The sequence below is a fragment of the Bacillus haikouensis genome, assembly GCF_013179555.1.
GTDB classification, from domain to species: domain Bacteria; phylum Bacillota; class Bacilli; order Bacillales; family Bacillaceae_B; genus Rossellomorea; species Rossellomorea haikouensis_A.
Genome location: NZ_JABMCR010000077.1, coordinates 1 through 16,231 on the forward strand (window position 1 = coordinate 1; position 16,231 = coordinate 16,231).

Below are 16,231 nucleotides of genomic sequence, written 5' to 3' on the forward strand. Positions count from 1 at the left end.
TGACTTGTATTTCGTTGTTATCTTGATAGTATTCTTCTAGTTCAATTATTTTTTGAGAGAGGGTCGTGGAGCAGCGGATTATCTTTTGAGTGTATTGTTCATGATTTGACCTGATTATGGAGAGGACGTTGCTCATGACAACTAATCCGTGAATCGGAAGGATAGGAAGTTGGTGCGAATCCATCCATTCCCGCAGCATAGTTTCTTGGCGGTTAATTTGAAAGAGAGGATCTGGGAATGCTTTTTGCTCCGTTTTTAGTTTGTACAGTTTGATTAAAATCATCATCAAAGTCAATTACACCTGCTAAATTCTTCATACTCTAAAATTAAGATATTTTTTTTGTGAGAATAAGGGTATCTATTTGAAAGAAATGATTATTGATAGAAATTCTGAGGTCATGAAGGATGTAGTAGTGTTCATTAGAGAGGAAATGTTAGTAGAAGTCGATCGATTTTTCTCCATTATAGCCTGCTTGAAGTCATTGCTCATTATGATTACTTTTTCATTTTTCCGGGCAGCCGTTCTAGTATTGCGTGCAGTTTTAATATTATTTCCGGGACAAGTCGTTCTTTAAGGTTCATTTCACCACTCCAATCCTCTCAACCTCCACAAAAAAACCACAGCCCCATCACCACTACCAGGTGACCAGGCTGCAGTCTCAACCAATACCCTAATAAGTCAAACTAGCTGCCACAACCAGACCGACGACGATCGAAACGGAAAACAGGCTGAAGCCGATGGCTACATTGCCTTCTTCGACTTTTTTGGCGAGATTCGTCTTTGGTGTCAGGACGTATTCGATGATCCAATAGGCGATGACCTGGGTGGCAATTCCGATTAGCCCCCATACGAATGCATCTAACAGATTTACGCTGTTGGACCACACCGTATATATAACGATCGCGAGGCCGATAGCTTTTCCCCACAGCTTCAAAGCGACTGCGATGTTGCCTTCGCGGATGAGTGTGGCTTCCGAGAATTTCGTTGTGAATGCGAATACGATGACGCCGAGGATCATGAGTCCCAGGCCGGTGCCGACGTGGGCCAGAAAGCTGATTAGTGCTTCACTTGTAATGATTTGCATATGTTTCTCTCCTTTTTAATCTTCCTCATAACCAATCGGAAGGAAATATGATTCGTTATCTGTAATGGCGTTTCCTGCGCGGTACCCGATCGCGCTCGGCAAACCGTTTATGACGAAGCTGCCGATCATCAGGCTTGCTGGTTTCGGTCCTTCATCGGTGCGGATCCTGACCTGTGGCAGCTCGATGAACTCTTGATAGACAGGCAATGATTCTTTGTAGGTTTCTTTCGCATCCTTCATCACGACCCTGCCGGATGCTTCGATCACGCGGACAGTGTCCCCTTCACGGCCGAACGCCGGTTTCTGGACATAGGTTGCCCCGCGTTTCTCAAAAACTTCCGCATCTAAATAGGTCGGTAAAAAGAACGCTGAAATCCATTCGTGCTCTTCTTTTGTATAGAACTCACTCCCTGACTCATGCAGCCCCCAAATCAGGGCCTGCACCCCTTTGGACTGCATCAAAAAAGCAGATGGAGGGTTCAGAATGGCGAATTTTCCGGCCAGCATAAGCTCGATCAAATCCTGGCCGACTTTTTCACCGGTATCCGGATCAACGTCATCCACCAAGTGCTCGACTGGGTACGTCGGACGGTACAGGACATCGATCCGCTCCCCTGATGGAGTATAGACGCCGGCTTCACTCCCCGTCCGGATCTGAAGCCGATCCAGACTGACAAATTCAGAATGAACACCCGCTAACGATTGAAGATACTTGGTCGTCAAATAATCCTCTTCGTGATCACTGTGCGAAGAAAATACGATCTTAGGCGAGCCTTCACGCTCCAGTGAACGCCATGAAGCAAGCAGGGCACGGCGAAGCTCAAGACCCAGCTGTTCTTCATGACCGGCATTGGGATCGTCACAAGAAAAGCAGCCGCATACTTTCCCATTCACATGAAAAAGCTCTTTGATAAAGGTTGGTGTATCACTGTTGAACTCCAGTAATTTTACCTGACCGCTGCGAACGACGAAATCAAACCGGCCGACGATGCATTCCTGAGGAATCGATTTGAATCGTATGTAGGAAAGTGATTCCTCGGGAAATCCTAATTCCAGAAGGGAGTCGTCACTGAGCTCCCGAAGCAAGTCGGCGGTTTTCCGGTAGAGCTTATAGACTTTGTCTGACGCATCACGGACTGACTCAATAACTTCAGGCGATTCCTTTTTTACATCCAAAAGGGCGTATTCCATTCCATACAGATCATGCCAGAATTCCGGTATCCCTTCATAAAAGGCGATTCTCTTATTGCGGTGGACCGTATCCATATCAGCCACCGAATCCGCCTTTCGATCCGCTTCCCAACCCTGATTTATAGGATTTCGAATACGATTTATAACCAGAATAGTTTCGCAGGCTAGATTTATTTTTAAACATCCTGCCGGCAAACCAGAAGTAGCCGAAGTGGGAGGAACGGCTGTCGTCGCAGTAGTAGGTGCCGCTTTCTTCGTCCCAGTCCCAGTCATCGCAGTCTGTGTCCGTAGGTTCCGGCGGGAGATCTTGATTGCCGCAGCCTGTAACGGAAATGGCCATCACAGATGCAACAACTCCGGCCATCATTTTTTTCGTTTTGCTCATTTTGCTTCCTCCTCCAGTTTTTCTCCTGTTGCTTTGACATATAAGATATATACCGATCGGTCTTCATCGATTTCAGCAGAATCACGTTCATACTCTGCGCCCTCTATATAGGTATATACTGATCCGATGATACATAAAACATCCAAATGCTCTTCATATTTTTTCTGTTTCAAAATCGGATGATTTTTACGGGAATTCAGTTCACGGATTTCGAGCATCAAACCATCCGGCGGAAACAATGGATCCGTGACAGGCTCTTCTTCGAATATTTCCACATAAATAAGAAAGAGGTTTCCTTCTTTTGCAGAGGAAATCTGTTTATAGGTGACCCCTTCTTTAACGAAGAACTCACATTCTCTGCGGGCAAGGATCTGCTCAAGTTCGATATCCGGATAATGATAAATCGGTTCATATCCATTCAGGCCTTTTAATAAGCGGTATTCCAACAGGGGTCTTGTCATCATTATTCTCCTTTATTTGTTGCTTTGTCTTTTATCTATACGAATGTTAAGAGGAATAGTTTCATTTTCAACTTGATTATTGGTAGTATTAACCTATGAATTCTTTGTAAGGAGCGGTTGCATGGCCATTTTTATGAGGCTTTTTAAGCAAGTAACCAAAATGGATTTTGGTTTTATCTTACTATTATCCATTATTATTATTGTAATGGGTACGTTCGGTATATATTTTTTAGAACCTGAAGGATTTCCTTCATTGTTTGATGGATTCTGGTGGACGATGACTACGTTGACGACCGTCGGTTATGGCGATTATTATCCTGTCACAATAGGCGGACGTCTGCTTGGCATTTTCTTATTCATCTTCGGAATCGGAATCATCGGGGTACTGATCACGAAAACAGTGGATGCCCTCACCACGTTCCAAAAATACAAACGGGAAGGGAAGCTTGAGTATACCATGAAAGATCATTTTATTTATGTGAACTGGTCGAAAAAGACAGAAAAGGCGATTACGGAAGTACTGGCCCATTCGCCTGACGCCGGGATCGTCCTGATTGATACATTGAGCGAATCGCCTGTTGATCATGAACAGGTTCATTATATTCAAGGGGATCCGTCGGACGAAGCGGTATTATTGCGAGCGAATATACTGGATGCCAGAAGAGTAGCGATATTCTCCGATTCCCGCATAGAAGATCCGTCGCTGATCGATGGCAAGACACTGTTAATCGCTTCGGCCGTTGAAGGTTTGTCGAAAACGTATGAGAGGGAAATCCATACGATTGTAGAGGTATCCGAAGACCGCCATATCCCAAAATTCAAACATATAGCGGTTGAGGATTTCATCCTTTCCAACGATTCGGTTTCCTTCCTAATGGCTAAAGCGACAATCCATCCGGGAACGACCACTCTATTCCGCCAGCTGATGAGCAAGCGATACGGAAATAATATCCATGAACTGAAGCCAAAAACAGAGTGGAAAACCGTTAAAAGCGCTTCAGAAGCGCTCTTGCAAAATGGGGCCGTCTTACTTGCGGTGAATGACAATATGGATTTCACCGATGCCGTCAACCGGGAACTACATCCGGAAGATACCCTTTATATTGTCTGCCATGACCGTGTATTTGAAGAACTGACGACTAATGTTTAACCCGAAGAAAAAGAAGCTGACCCGCTTTATGTTGGGATCAGCTTCTTCTTTTTCAGAAATTATCGTGCACTCCACACACTGCGGACTACATTCGTTTGAGAACGATCAGGTCCGACAGAGAAGATGGAAAGCGGGATGCCTGTCAGCTGGGATACGCGCTCTAAATAATGGCGGGCATTTTCAGGAAGCTCAGAAAGCGTCTTGCAGCCTGTTATGTCTTCCTTCCAGCCTGGAAGCTCTTCGTATACCGGCTCACATTCAGCCAGGATGTTGAGGTTTGCCGGGAACTCTTCCATGATTTCGCCTTTGTATTTGTACGCGACACAGATCTTGAGTGTCTCGATTCCTGTCAAAACGTCGATTGAGTTCAGGGACAGGTCAGTAAGTCCGCTGACACGGCGTGCATGACGTACGACAACGCTGTCGAACCAGCCGACGCGGCGAGCGCGTCCAGTCGTTGTACCATATTCACGGCCGACTTCACGGATTTGATCTCCGATTTCATTGTTCAATTCTGTTGGGAAAGGACCGTCCCCTACACGAGTCGTGTATGCTTTAGATACACCAACAACGTGATTGATTTTCGTTGGGCCGACACCGGAACCAATCGTCACTCCGCCCGCTACCGGGTTCGATGATGTAACGAATGGGTATGTACCCTGGTCGATATCAAGCATGACGCCTTGTGCCCCTTCAAAAAGAACGCGGCGTCCGTTATCGATCGCATCGTTCAAAACGACGGATGTATCGACAACATACTTCTTGATTTGCTGGCCATACTCGTAGTACTCATCAAGAATGTCTTCGATATTGAACCCTTCCGTTTCATAGAAGCGTTCAAGAAGACGGTTCTTCTCTTCTAAGTTGCGTGCAAGCTTCTCTTCAAATGAGGCACGGTCCAGAAGATCAGCGATACGGATACCGATGCGTGCTGCTTTATCCATGTATGCAGGACCGATTCCTTTTTTCGTCGTACCGATCTTGTTTGCACCCTTACGCTCTTCTTCCACTTCGTCAAGCTTCAAGTGATAAGGAAGGATGACGTGCGCTCGATTGCTGATGCGGAGATTTTCCGTTGTAACATCACGATCGTGAAGATATTTCAGTTCTTTCACCAATGCCTTCGGATCAACAACCATTCCGTTTCCGATGACCGAAATTTTTTCATTATAAAAAATACCAGAAGGAATTAAATGTAACTTATACGTCTCACCATCGAATTTGATTGTGTGACCTGCATTATTTCCACCTTGATAACGTGCGATTACTTCTGCATGTTCAGAAAGGAAATCAGTAATCTTTCCTTTTCCTTCGTCTCCCCATTGCGTACCTACTACTACTACTGAAGACATACTATAGCACCTCCGACGGGAATTAGTATTCCCTCTTTTTTCAAACAAACTCATTTTATCAACAGCAGGCATGAAAGTCAATCAAAACACGAACATTAGTATAGGTATTTATATTTATGTTCGTAAAAACAACCCGCACGTTACTTGACTATCGACCCGTCCCGTACCGCTTTAACGTGATATAGTATTAGGGTTGTTGATAAAAAAGTAATAGCCTGAATTTTTTATTTTTGATATGGTTAGATAAGGATTTTGGATTTTTCATACAATTGAATACAGAGGTGAGTGTTATGATTAAACGTTTTTTCAGTTATTACCGTCCTCATAAGCGGCTGTTTTACATAGACTTTGCTTGTGCCGTGCTTGTCGGGCTGCTGGAGCTTGGATTCCCTTTGGCGGTTTCCTGGTTCATCGATACACTGCTGCCGGAAGGAAATTGGAGTACAATCCTGGCAGTGAGTGCGGGTCTGCTCGCATTGTATCTGGTGAGTTCGAGCATGCAGTTCGTTGTGAACTACTGGGGGCATAAACTCGGTATCAATATCGAAACCGATATGAGGCGGGAATTGTTTCATCATGTACAGCGACAGTCGTTCCGCTTCTTTGATAACACAAAGACCGGCCATATTATGAGCCGGGTGACGAATGATCTGATGGATATCGGAGAGCTTGCCCATCACGGGCCCGAGGATTTATTCATTGCCGTCATGACGTTCATCGGGGCATTCTGGATCATGCTGACAATCAATGTGAAACTCGCGCTTGTCGCCATCATTGTCGTGCCATTCCTTATCTGGCTGATTTCTTATTCGAATATCAAGATGAATAAGGCCTGGACGAAGATGTACGGCAATATCGCCGATGTAAACAGCCGGGTGGAAGATAGTGTTTCCGGATCGCGTGTTGTTCAATCTTTTACCAATGAACAATACGAAATGGACCGCTTTAATGAAAACAATCAGTTCTTCCGTAAATCAAAATTAAAAGCATACAATGTCATGAGTGTGAACTTGTCGGGCATTTATATCACTACACGACTGATGACGCTGATCATCCTTGTTTACGGAGCGTGGCTTAGTTTCTCAGGTGCCCTTTCATACGGGGAATTAGTCGCCTTCATCCTTTACATCAATGTGCTGTTCAAACCGATCGATAAGATTTCCGCACTACTGGAACTCTATCCGAAAGGGATGGCCGGCTTTAAACGGTTTACAGAGCTGATGGATATTGAGCCGGATATCGAAAACCGTCCGGATGCAATTGAAGTGCCGACGTTAAAGGGTAATATCGAATTTGATGCCGTGCATTTCGGCTATGAACCTCACCGCCCCATTCTGAATGACCTTTCATTTAAGATTGAACAGGGGCAGACCGTCGCATTTGTCGGCCCTTCAGGTGCGGGAAAAACGACAATCTGCTCTTTGATCCCCCGTTTCTATGATATTGAGGGAGGATCGATCACCATCGACGGCATCGATATCAGGGATATGACGAAGGAGTCGCTTCGATCACAGATCGGCATCGTGCAGCAGGACGTCTTCCTGTTTACAGGGACACTGCGTGAAAATATCGCCTATGGTAAGTTGGATGCGACCCAGGAAGAGATCGAGGAAGCATCTAGACGAGCTCATCTGACCGACCTGATTGCTTCATTATCCGACGGTTATGACACGCAAATCGGGGAAAGAGGCCTGAAATTATCAGGAGGTCAAAAACAGAGGCTGTCGATTGCCCGGATGTTTTTGAAAAACCCTCAGATCCTGATCCTGGATGAGGCGACTTCAGCCCTCGATACCGAGACAGAAGCGATCATCCAGGATGCGTTGAACGAACTTGCGAAAGACCGCACGACACTGGTCATCGCTCACAGACTCGCAACCATCCGCAAAGCGGACCGCATCCTCGTCGTTACCGAGAACGGAATCGCAGAAGATGGGACGCATGAAGAGCTGCTATCGATTGAAGACGGGATCTTCACAAAACTGCATGCCCATCAGCATGCGACGATTTTATAGCATAGAAAAGAAAAAAATCCAAGCATACAAGGTGCTTGGATTTTTCTATGCCGCCGTACGCGCAGGACGGATTCCTGATGGACTCGATGCAGGAGCAAGTTTTACAACGGAAAACTTCAATCGATTATTGATCATACACCCTGGCTCCTTCTTCGAAGAAACCAATAAAAGTATCATATTTTTCTTTAGAACAGGAAAATCTTTATCTTTCAGCAGGCAAGAAATAGTAAAAAAATGTATTTTTAATAACACTCTTATTTTCATACCATTTTACTGCACAAAAAGTCATCTCCAATTTAAAAAACTCCAAGCATTCTTGGAGTTTTTTGTCTATACTATCGATCCCGGACAAAAGCCGGAGCACCGGTATTATCAAACCTCACCCGTGAACCAGCCGGACCATTAAACTCATCAACTATCTTTCTATCAATCTATGCGGCCGGCCGGGAACTGTATTCACCAAACCTGTCCAACGTTCTACGCCCCGGGCGGAACCCCGGAATCATCAAACCGCCGCTCCAAATTGACGAATTTATTATATTCCTTTACGAACGCGAGCGAAACATTCCCTACCGGACCATTACGCTGCTTGGCGATGATGATCTCGATTATGTTTTTATTCTCTGCGTCATGGTCGTAGTAATCTTCACGATACAGGAAGGCAACGATATCGGCATCCTGCTCGATACTTCCGGATTCACGGATATCGGACATCATCGGGCGCTTGTCCTGACGCTGCTCGACTCCACGGGAAAGCTGGGAAAGCGCAATGACAGGGACCTCTAGTTCACGGGCTAGTCCCTTTAATGAACGGGAGATTTCAGAAACCTCCTGCTGACGGTTCTCGCCTCCGCGGCCATTCCCCTGGATCAATTGAAGATAATCGATCAGGATCATGCCGAGTCCGTGTTCCTGTGCCAGACGACGGCATTTCGAACGGATTTCTCCGACTTTGATCCCGGGAGTATCATCAATGTAAATACCGGCATTGGACAAGCTCCCCATTGCCATTGTAAGCTTTCTCCAGTCTTCGTCGGTCAGTTCACCGGTACGCAGGTTTTGCGCGTTGATGTTTCCTTCCGCACAAAGCATACGCATGACCAGCTGTTCTGCTCCCATTTCAAGACTGAAGATCGCGACGTTTTCCTTCGCTTTGACCGCTACGTTCTGCGCGATGTTCAGTGCGAAGGCGGTTTTACCCATTGAGGGACGGGCACCGACGATGATCAGGTCATTCCGCTGGAAACCGGCCGTCATATGATCCAAATCGGCAAAGCCTGTTGAGATACCTGTTACGTCGCCCTTGCGATTCGTGAGCGTTTCAATATTATCATAGGTACGGACAAGTACATCTTTAATGTTATGGAAGGCACCGGCATTTTTACGCTGTGCGACTTCCATGATGCTTTTTTCCGCTTCGCCGAGCAGTGCATCCACTTCGTCTTCACGGGCATATCCGTCAGAAGCAATATCAGTCGCTGTGCGGATCAATCTTCGCAACAGTGACTTTTCCTCTACAATTTGTGCGTAGTACTCGATATTGGCAGCAGTCGGCACCGATCCTGCAAGCTCACTTAAATAAGCGACCCCGCCGACATCTTCAAGCTCCTTGGCAGCTGCCAGTTCCTCTGTCACCGTGATGAGGTCGACCGCTTTTCCGGCGTCCCCCAATTTCAGCATGACATTGAATATTTTCTGATGAGAGTGACGATAGAAATCTTCAGGAATCAGCCCTTCAGAAGCTGTCGTCAGCGCACTCGGTTCGAGGAAGATCGCCCCGAGTACGGCTTGTTCCGCCTCGATATTCTGCGGCGGGATTCGTTCTTGTAACATCTCATTCATCTATAATTACCTCCATTTCGAAAAACAGTTGGAAGACACATTCCTATAAGAAAAGCTCAAACGCATGGTTCAGCCCCGACAAGCGTTGGACCGACCGTTTGACTTCAGGGACGGACCGAAACGACTCGAGTGACCAGGCGCTGCAGCTTGATAATCCATTCTCTACTGACTTTTTTCCTACCGAAAAAATGTGATCAGGAAAGAATCCAGATCACATTTTTATCAACCTATAAACATTTTATCATGTTTTTATCAAAATGAATTTACCAAATTTCGTATGTTGCGGGAAATTACTCTTCCGTTACGTGTACTTTCAGTGTAGCCGTTACGTCTGTATGCAGTTTCACCGGTACATTTGTAAAGCCCAAAGAACGGATTGCGTCGTTCATCTCTATCTTGCGCTTGTCCACTTTGATGGAGTGCTCTTTTTTCATAACATCCGCGATTTGCTTGCTTGTGATGGAACCGAATAGACGTCCGCCTTCACCGGATTTCGCTTTCATTTCCACCGTCAGCTCTTCTAAAGTTGCTTTTAATTTCTTCGCATCTTCAAGTTCTTCCTGAGCAAGCTGCTTTTGTTTTTTCTTCTGGCCTTCAAGCTGTCCGATATTAGCATTCGTCGCTTCTACTGCAAGACCTTTTTTAATTAAAAAATTATGGGCATAGCCATCCGCTACATTCTTAACTTCACCTTTTTTCCCTTTTCCTTTAACATCTTGTAAGAAAATTACCTTCATGTCTCTTTTCTCCCTTCAAAATAATCATTCAGTGCTTCTTTTAACTGTTGTTCCGCTTCACGGACAGACAGGTCTTTTAATTGTGTGGCAGCATTGGTTAAGTGTCCGCCGCCATGTAAGCTTTCCATGATGATCTGAACGTTCACATCCCCAAGTGAACGGGCACTAATCCCGATTGTATCGGGTTCCCTTTTTGAAATGACAAAGGAAGCAACGACCTCATCCATTGTCAGCAGTGTGTCTGCCGCCTGTGCAATCAGTACGGAGTCATAAATGACATCCTCACCCGCTTTCGCAATCGCGACGCCTTTCTGATAGAATTCGACCGATTCTATGAGGCGGGCCCGTTTGATATAGGTCTCTACATCTTCTTTCAGAAACTTCTGGACGAGGACCGTATCGGCCCCCTGCGCCCTTAAATAAGAAGCTGCATCAAATGTTCTCGAACCGGTACGAAGCGTAAAGCTCTTCGTATCGACGATGATGCCGGCAAGAAGGGATGTGGCTTCGAGCATGCTGATCTTCTCATGTTTCGGCTGGTATTCAAGCAGCTCCGTTACCAGTTCTGCTGTGGATGAAGCATAAGGTTCCATATAGACGAGGAGCGGGTTCTTGATGAAATCTTCCCCCCGTCTATGATGATCGATGACAACAACCTTATCAATTTTGTTCAGCAGTTTTTCTTCAATGACAAGTGACGGCTTATGAGTATCGACGATCACAAGCAGTGTATCATCGGTCGCCATCTCCAGTGCTTCTTCCGGCGTTATGAAGCGGGAGTATAGATCCGAATTATTCTTGATCTCTTTCATCAGGCGCTTGACTCCATTGTCAATTTCGTTGAAGTTCAGAACAACATAGCCTTCACGCTGATTCATCTGCGCGACTTTGCGGATTCCGATCGCTGCCCCTACAGCATCCATGTCGGGATGTCTGTGTCCCATGATGATGACTTTATCGCTCTCTATCATCGTTTCCCTTAAAGCATGGGAGATGACACGGGCCCGCACACGAGTACGTTTCTCCATCGGGTTCGTTTTCCCGCCGTAGAATTTCACCTTTCCATTCGTCTGCTTGATGGCAACCTGATCACCGCCGCGGCCCAACGCCAGGTCCAGACTCGACTGCGCCAGTGTCCCAAGTTCAGGAAGGGATGAAACACCTGTCCCGACGCCGATGCTCAACGTAAGGGGGACGTTTTGTTTTGATGTCGTTTCGCGTACATCGTCGAGAATCCCAAACTTCTCTTTTTCCAGAACCTGAAGGATCTTTTCATTGATGACCGCAACAAATCGTTCTGAAGAAACCCTTTTTAAGAAGACGCCGTACTCTTTTGCCCATTTATTCAAGATGGAGGTCACCAGGCTGTTCAGACTGCTGCGAGTCTGGTCATCCATCCCTTGCGTCAATTCATCATAGTTATCAAGGAAAATGATCCCAATATTCGTCCGTTCATCATGAAATTGCTTCTCGATTTCCTTCTGTTCAGTCACATCGAAGAAATAAAGAAGCTTCTCCTTCAGCTTCAGTATGACATGATACTTTCTTTCGTTCAGGGTAATGATTTCTGAGTCCACTTCCTGCTTGATAAGGGGGACAAGACTTTCTGCGACGTCATAAAGAGATCTCCCCACGACGGTATCCTCATTAAAACACGACGCAAGGAAAGGATTGGTCCATTCTATGTAGTACTCATCGTTTATCAGCATGATCCCGATCGGCATTTCCATCAATGCCTCTTCGCCGACACGCTTTACCCGGTAAGATAAAGTGGAAATATACTCTTCTGTTTCTTGGTGGGACCTTTTCTCGAAATAAAAGGCTAGATAAAACGCACTACCAAAGACAATCAACCCGATTAACGAAATAATCCATTTGTAAAAAGCGACCGATACTAACAAGAGAGCTGTTAATATAGCTAGACCGTACAAAGGGTACCGGATCATTCGCTTATTAAAATAAGATGGCATGATTTCAGCTCCTGGAACTTAAAATTATTATAATCTATGACTTACGTTGCAGCCGTTCTCTTAGATTAAATCCTAAGTCAATTATACCTAAAATTCTCACGAGATAAAGGAGCGGAATCGAAATGATTGTAATTAATACCAAAATCCCCTTCGACCAGCCCTTGTTATGCCCCAGAAAATATAGGAAGGATAAGCCCTGAATCGCCATCAATGTCTGCAGCACATAAAGGACATTAATGATCGCCGTATATAAATAAGTGCCCTGTTCCGGCTGTGCAATCATGGATATAACCAAAATAATCAGGTAATACCATAATATGCTTTTAGGAAGCATCCATTCCCTGAACGGCTTGAAAACCGGGACATTCACCCCCAGCCGTTTCAGGATCGGGAAGTTCACCCAGATAAAGACAATCGCCATTCCTGCTGCAAGCCCTAAGAATAACGTCGGCATCAGTGTCTGAATCAATTGGATCGAGCTTTCAAGACTATCGATCAGCCTTTGATCAGGCTCTTGTCCCACTTGCTCGAAAAGAGAATAGTATGTAGCTTTCGACTGTTCTAGACTGTCTTCGACCAAATTCATATTGAAAATAGCTATCGAAACCACATAACCGAAAACGATATTTAGTAATAATGCAAAGGCAGATGACAAAAATATTTTTAACTTATCCCACTTCATCTTAATGCCAAAGCCCAAAACAATAGCGGTAGACCCGATTGCAAAGGCAACAGGAAGCGCGAAAGGTCCTCCTATAAAAAAACTAAGTGCCAATGAACCAAGGAATACATAAATCGAATTCAAAAGTGAATTCCTGGAGCTGAATAACATTAACGGTAGAGGAAGTACCAAAAATGCCAATGAACCTAAAAATGGGACATACAAAACCATTAACAACATAACAATGAAGATGGCGAGCATTAACGCCCCTTCCGTAATAACCCTAGTATTTTTCAACATATAACTCTCCCAACATTAAATTCAAACGAAACATATAACAGAACAATCATATCAATTTTAACGATGAATTTCATCTTAACGGCTTGTTCCTGCAGGCACGATGAATCGGGAACTGTGTTGATTGAAGTAAAAAAGGCGCCGCTGGACGACATCCTTCTTTTCCCTTAGTATATACTCCCTTCACATAAGAGTATTCCTTACGGGTACACAGAAGGATGATGCAGAGGCACCTTCCTGACTATATCATTTTATTTTAAAACGCTGGATTGAATCTTGCAGCTCCTGGCTCAAATCAGTCAGGCGTTCTGCTGCTTCTGTGACAGAGTGAATCGCCCTTAATTGTTCTTCGGACGAAGCATTCATTTCTTCACAAGAAGCGGCTGTTTGTTCCGCCGTTGCCGCCATCAACTGGATAACATTAACCACTTCATCTTTATCCAGATTGATTTGACCGACTTGTTTATACATCTGTTCGATTTCACCCTGCATCGTTTTCATCAGGGCAGACGTTTGATCGAATACATCATTTGTCTTTTGGATGACCCCAAATTGAACCTCGAAAGTTTCTTTTGTCTTGGCCATTTCATCCACTGCCTGATTCGAGCCCTGCTGGATTTCGTTGATCGTTCTCTTTACTTGCTCTGTCGCTTGTACAGACTGATCGGCAAGCTTCCTGACTTCCTCTGCTACGACCGCGAATCCTTTCCCATGCTCACCGGCCCGTGCCGCTTCGATACTTGCATTCAGTGCGAGCAGATTGGTCTGAGACGATATGTCTGTGATTGTTTCCATGACCGTTTCGATCGTTTTCACCTTGGACTCAAGGCTGATGATTACCTTTTCCATTGAAGAGATATACTCATTGGAAGAATGATAGGCCGTGACCAGTTCCTTCACTTGATGCAGACCGTTCTGGTTCATCTCGTCTGCTTTTCCGGCCATATCAGCCATCGCTTTCGAGTTATCATATACTTCATTGATGCGAGTCCCCAGCATTTCGGATTTCTGGTGGGCATTCTCAGAATCTGCTGCCGACTGGGAGGCACCATGTGCTATTTCATTGACAACCGTTGCCATCTCCTCACTTGAAGCATTGGTTTCCTCCGAAACCGCACTCAAGCTTTCTGCCGATTGGCGGACATTCATGACAGAATCTTGCACGACCGTGAGTGTCTCTCTCATACTGACGATCATCTTGTTTAAATCAGTGGCAAGTAGACCCGTTTCATCCTTTGAACTGATTGCAGACTGGATGGAAATATCCCCGGTGGCCACCTCCGTTACCGTCTTTTGCAGCTCTTTGATCGGCTTGGTCATTTTATTCGAAACGAACACAACCATCGCAAGCATAACAACAAGCGTCACAATTCCTGTCAGGATCAAGAGCTGTTCGATTTCCTTGGAGGACTGCAAAAGGGCATCTCTTTCATAAGCGGATCCGACTTTCCAATTCGTCTTTGGAACCGTATTGTACACAAGCACCTTCTCTTTACCTTCAAATTCATAGTGAATGGTGCCTTCCTTATCCTCTGATTCAAGCATATTCCTGATAAATGAAAGATTCGACAAATTCTCTCCACGATTAGTCGGATGCACAATCGCTGTTCCATCTAACCCAAACAGGAACGGATATCCCTCATAACCGAGCTCCATATCCGATACACGGTCCGTCAGTTTCGTCAGATTCACATCGACTCCGATAACCCCGATGATGGCATTGTCCGAGACAACCGCTTTTGAAGCGGTGATGATATATTCTTCCGTCGCCGTATCGATATACGGTTCACTCCACACAACACCCGACTTTGCTTCGACCGCGTTTTGATACCACTCCCTGCTTGTCGGGTCAAAGTCTGCCGGCAGTTCCACTGCAGGCACAATCTTCAGCTGCTTATTCGGGGAGGCGATATAAACCGACGTTGCCTCTTGATAAAGACCCAGATAGTTATTGAAATCCGACTGAATATCAGCGTACAACTCAGTATCCTGTGCTGCATCTTTTTTTGGATCAAGCTGTGCTATGGAATAGTTCTTCAATACATTCGAAACAGAATACTGATTCAGGCTTTTCTCATACTGTTCAAGAAAAAGCTGTACAGAACTATTAAGCTCCTTCACTACTCCCTGTGTCTGTCCGATGACCTGGTCCTCTGTCTTCATCCTCGTCTGCCAGCTCGTGATCGCAATGATGGCAACCAATGAAGCAACAAATAAGATGGAAAAGACCATAATCAGCTTCGCCCGTATCGAAGATAACTTAAGAGAATCATTTTTCTGTCGTTTCCTTTTTGTTTTCTCTTTTTTCATTCTATTTCCCCCTTGTTCCTTGCGTATTGTAAACCTTTTCTCTTGTACTTTATCGACATGTTTTGGCAGAGTTTAATAAGAATGAAGAATTTCAGTGGTGTAAAGAATAAGGGTGTTATTGAAATGACGGGCTAATAAATGGAGAAGATACTAAAAGTAGATTTTTTGAATGAAATTAGATAAATAAGTGTTTATTTGGGTAAAATTTGAAGGATTATAAGACTTAAGGGGACGAAAGGAGTCCTGACTGATATTCTTGTCATAAAAGAAGTTACCGGCGTGGAGAATTGAAGTTCTTTTCAACTTCAGGTCATTTATTTTCAACTATTAATATTCCTGTAATTTCTCCTCAAAAACAAACAAAAAATTTCAAATACAAAAAAACAGCAGAGACAAAGTCCCTGCTGTTTTTACCGTTCACTTATTCACCAGTAACGTATGGAAGTAATGCCATAGTACGAGCGCGCTTGATCGCACGAGTCAACTTACGTTGGTACTTAGCGTTTGTTCCAGTTACACGACGTGGAAGAATTTTTCCACGCTCAGAGATGAATTTCTTAAGAAGATCCACATCTTTGAAATCGATATGTGTAATTCCGTTTGCTGTGAAGTAGCATACCTTACGGCGTCTACGTCCACCTCTACGTCCTCCTGCCATGTGATTCGCCTCCTATCATTTTAATTTTTTCGTATCGTTCGTTTAGAATGGCAGATCATCATCAGAAATGTCGATCGGCTGACCGTCATTTGCGAATGGATCCTCATCTACACGTGT

14 protein-coding genes and 3 pseudogenes are annotated in these 16,231 nt (G+C 44.9%); 3 read left to right on the forward strand and 14 right to left on the reverse strand.

The window, feature by feature from the left end:
• Positions 1–289: pseudogene (locus HP456_RS24835) on the reverse strand (hypothetical protein); the annotation flags it as partial.
• Between the two features lie 73 nt (positions 290–362).
• Between HP456_RS24835 and HP456_RS09520 the strand changes: the two are divergent.
• The gene (locus HP456_RS09520; RefSeq protein ID WP_172250377.1) at positions 363–575 is read left to right on the forward strand and encodes a hypothetical protein; all 213 of its coding nucleotides are present in this window, start codon (positions 363–365) and stop codon (positions 573–575) included.
• Positions 576–671: 96 nt separating this feature from the next.
• On the opposite strand, the gene HP456_RS09525 is transcribed toward HP456_RS09520, so the two are convergent.
• Genes HP456_RS09525 through HP456_RS09540 form a run of 4 tightly spaced genes read right to left on the reverse strand, consistent with a single transcriptional unit; the run spans position 672 to position 3,122 of the window.
• Complete coding sequence (locus HP456_RS09525) at positions 672–1,085, reverse strand: DUF350 domain-containing protein (protein ID WP_172250379.1); 414 nt, start codon at positions 1,083–1,085, stop codon at positions 672–674.
• Between the two features lie 15 nt (positions 1,086–1,100).
• A complete protein-coding gene (locus HP456_RS09530) occupies positions 1,101–2,351 on the reverse strand; it encodes a glutathionylspermidine synthase family protein (protein WP_172250401.1) in 1,251 nt (416 codons plus the stop codon).
• A 1-nt stretch (position 2,352) separates the two neighbouring features.
• Entirely contained in the window at positions 2,353–2,661 is a 309-nt protein-coding gene (locus tag HP456_RS09535; protein WP_172250381.1) for a hypothetical protein, read from the reverse strand.
• On the reverse strand, positions 2,658–3,122 hold the full coding sequence (locus tag HP456_RS09540; protein ID WP_172250403.1) for a hypothetical protein: 465 nt from the start codon (positions 3,120–3,122) through the stop codon (positions 2,658–2,660). Before HP456_RS09540 ends, HP456_RS09535 begins: the two co-directional genes overlap by 4 nt.
• Before the next feature lie 79 nt (positions 3,123–3,201).
• Here HP456_RS09540 and HP456_RS09545 point away from each other — a divergent pair, with 79 nt between their 5' ends.
• Entirely contained in the window at positions 3,202–4,272 is a 1,071-nt protein-coding gene (locus HP456_RS09545; RefSeq protein WP_281358000.1) for a potassium channel family protein, read from the forward strand.
• A gap of 59 nt (positions 4,273–4,331) precedes the next feature.
• Here the strand turns inward: HP456_RS09545 and HP456_RS09550 are convergent, their stop codons facing one another.
• A complete protein-coding gene (locus HP456_RS09550) occupies positions 4,332–5,624 on the reverse strand; it encodes an adenylosuccinate synthase (protein ID WP_172250385.1) in 1,293 nt (430 codons plus the stop codon).
• A 290-nt stretch (positions 5,625–5,914) separates the two neighbouring features.
• Here HP456_RS09550 and HP456_RS09555 point away from each other — a divergent pair, with 290 nt between their 5' ends.
• Positions 5,915–7,639, forward strand: a complete 1,725-nt coding sequence (locus HP456_RS09555) for an ABC transporter ATP-binding protein (protein WP_172250387.1) — start codon at positions 5,915–5,917, stop codon at positions 7,637–7,639.
• Between the two features lie 477 nt (positions 7,640–8,116).
• Here the strand turns inward: HP456_RS09555 and dnaB are convergent, their stop codons facing one another.
• The 8 genes and pseudogenes from dnaB to HP456_RS25505 form a co-directional block, all read right to left on the reverse strand.
• Positions 8,117–9,481: a replicative DNA helicase gene (gene dnaB, locus HP456_RS09560; RefSeq protein ID WP_172250389.1), complete on the reverse strand. Its 1,365-nt coding sequence runs from the start codon at positions 9,479–9,481 to the stop codon at positions 8,117–8,119.
• A 290-nt stretch (positions 9,482–9,771) separates the two neighbouring features.
• Complete coding sequence (gene rplI, locus HP456_RS09565; protein ID WP_172250391.1) at positions 9,772–10,218, reverse strand: 50S ribosomal protein L9; 447 nt, start codon at positions 10,216–10,218, stop codon at positions 9,772–9,774.
• Complete coding sequence (locus HP456_RS09570) at positions 10,215–12,188, reverse strand: DHH family phosphoesterase (RefSeq protein ID WP_172250393.1); 1,974 nt, start codon at positions 12,186–12,188, stop codon at positions 10,215–10,217. Before HP456_RS09570 ends, rplI begins: the two co-directional genes overlap by 4 nt.
• A 34-nt stretch (positions 12,189–12,222) precedes the next feature.
• Positions 12,223–13,149: a YybS family protein gene (locus tag HP456_RS09575; RefSeq protein ID WP_172250395.1), complete on the reverse strand. Its 927-nt coding sequence runs from the start codon at positions 13,147–13,149 to the stop codon at positions 12,223–12,225.
• 243 nt (positions 13,150–13,392) lie between these two features.
• Positions 13,393–14,343 (reverse strand): methyl-accepting chemotaxis protein, encoded by a 951-nt coding sequence (locus tag HP456_RS25635; RefSeq protein ID WP_376766205.1) that lies wholly within the window; start codon positions 14,341–14,343, stop codon positions 13,393–13,395.
• Positions 14,338–15,456 (reverse strand): annotated as a pseudogene (locus HP456_RS25640) (cache domain-containing protein); the annotation flags it as partial. The pseudogene HP456_RS25640 and the gene HP456_RS25635, both read right to left, overlap by 6 nt.
• A gap of 421 nt (positions 15,457–15,877) precedes the next feature.
• Positions 15,878–16,114 (reverse strand): 30S ribosomal protein S18, encoded by a 237-nt coding sequence (gene rpsR / locus HP456_RS09585; RefSeq protein ID WP_172250399.1) that lies wholly within the window; start codon positions 16,112–16,114, stop codon positions 15,878–15,880.
• Positions 16,115–16,156: 42 nt separating this feature from the next.
• A pseudogene (locus tag HP456_RS25505) lies at positions 16,157–16,231 on the reverse strand (single-stranded DNA-binding protein); the annotation flags it as partial.

Coding starts and splice junctions, on each gene's coding strand:
- HP456_RS09525 (WP_172250379.1), bottom strand. CDS start 1,085: ATGCAAATCATTACAAGTGAAGCACTAATCAGCTTTCTGGCCCACGTC.
- HP456_RS09530 (WP_172250401.1), bottom strand. CDS start 2,351: ATGGATACGGTCCACCGCAATAAGAGAATCGCCTTTTATGAAGGGATA.
- HP456_RS09535 (WP_172250381.1), bottom strand. CDS start 2,661: ATGAGCAAAACGAAAAAAATGATGGCCGGAGTTGTTGCATCTGTGATG.
- HP456_RS09540 (WP_172250403.1), bottom strand. CDS start 3,122: ATGACAAGACCCCTGTTGGAATACCGCTTATTAAAAGGCCTGAATGGA.
- HP456_RS09550 (WP_172250385.1), bottom strand. CDS start 5,624: ATGTCTTCAGTAGTAGTAGTAGGTACGCAATGGGGAGACGAAGGAAAA.
- HP456_RS09555 (WP_172250387.1), top strand. CDS start 5,915: ATGATTAAACGTTTTTTCAGTTATTACCGTCCTCATAAGCGGCTGTTT.
- dnaB (WP_172250389.1), bottom strand. CDS start 9,481: ATGAATGAGATGTTACAAGAACGAATCCCGCCGCAGAATATCGAGGCG.
- rplI (WP_172250391.1), bottom strand. CDS start 10,218: ATGAAGGTAATTTTCTTACAAGATGTTAAAGGAAAAGGGAAAAAAGGT.
- HP456_RS09570 (WP_172250393.1), bottom strand. CDS start 12,188: ATGCCATCTTATTTTAATAAGCGAATGATCCGGTACCCTTTGTACGGT.
- HP456_RS09575 (WP_172250395.1), bottom strand. CDS start 13,149: ATGTTGAAAAATACTAGGGTTATTACGGAAGGGGCGTTAATGCTCGCC.
- HP456_RS25635 (WP_376766205.1), bottom strand. CDS start 14,343: ATGATCGTCAGTATGAGAGAGACACTCACGGTCGTGCAAGATTCTGTC.
- rpsR (WP_172250399.1), bottom strand. CDS start 16,114: ATGGCAGGAGGACGTAGAGGTGGACGTAGACGCCGTAAGGTATGCTAC.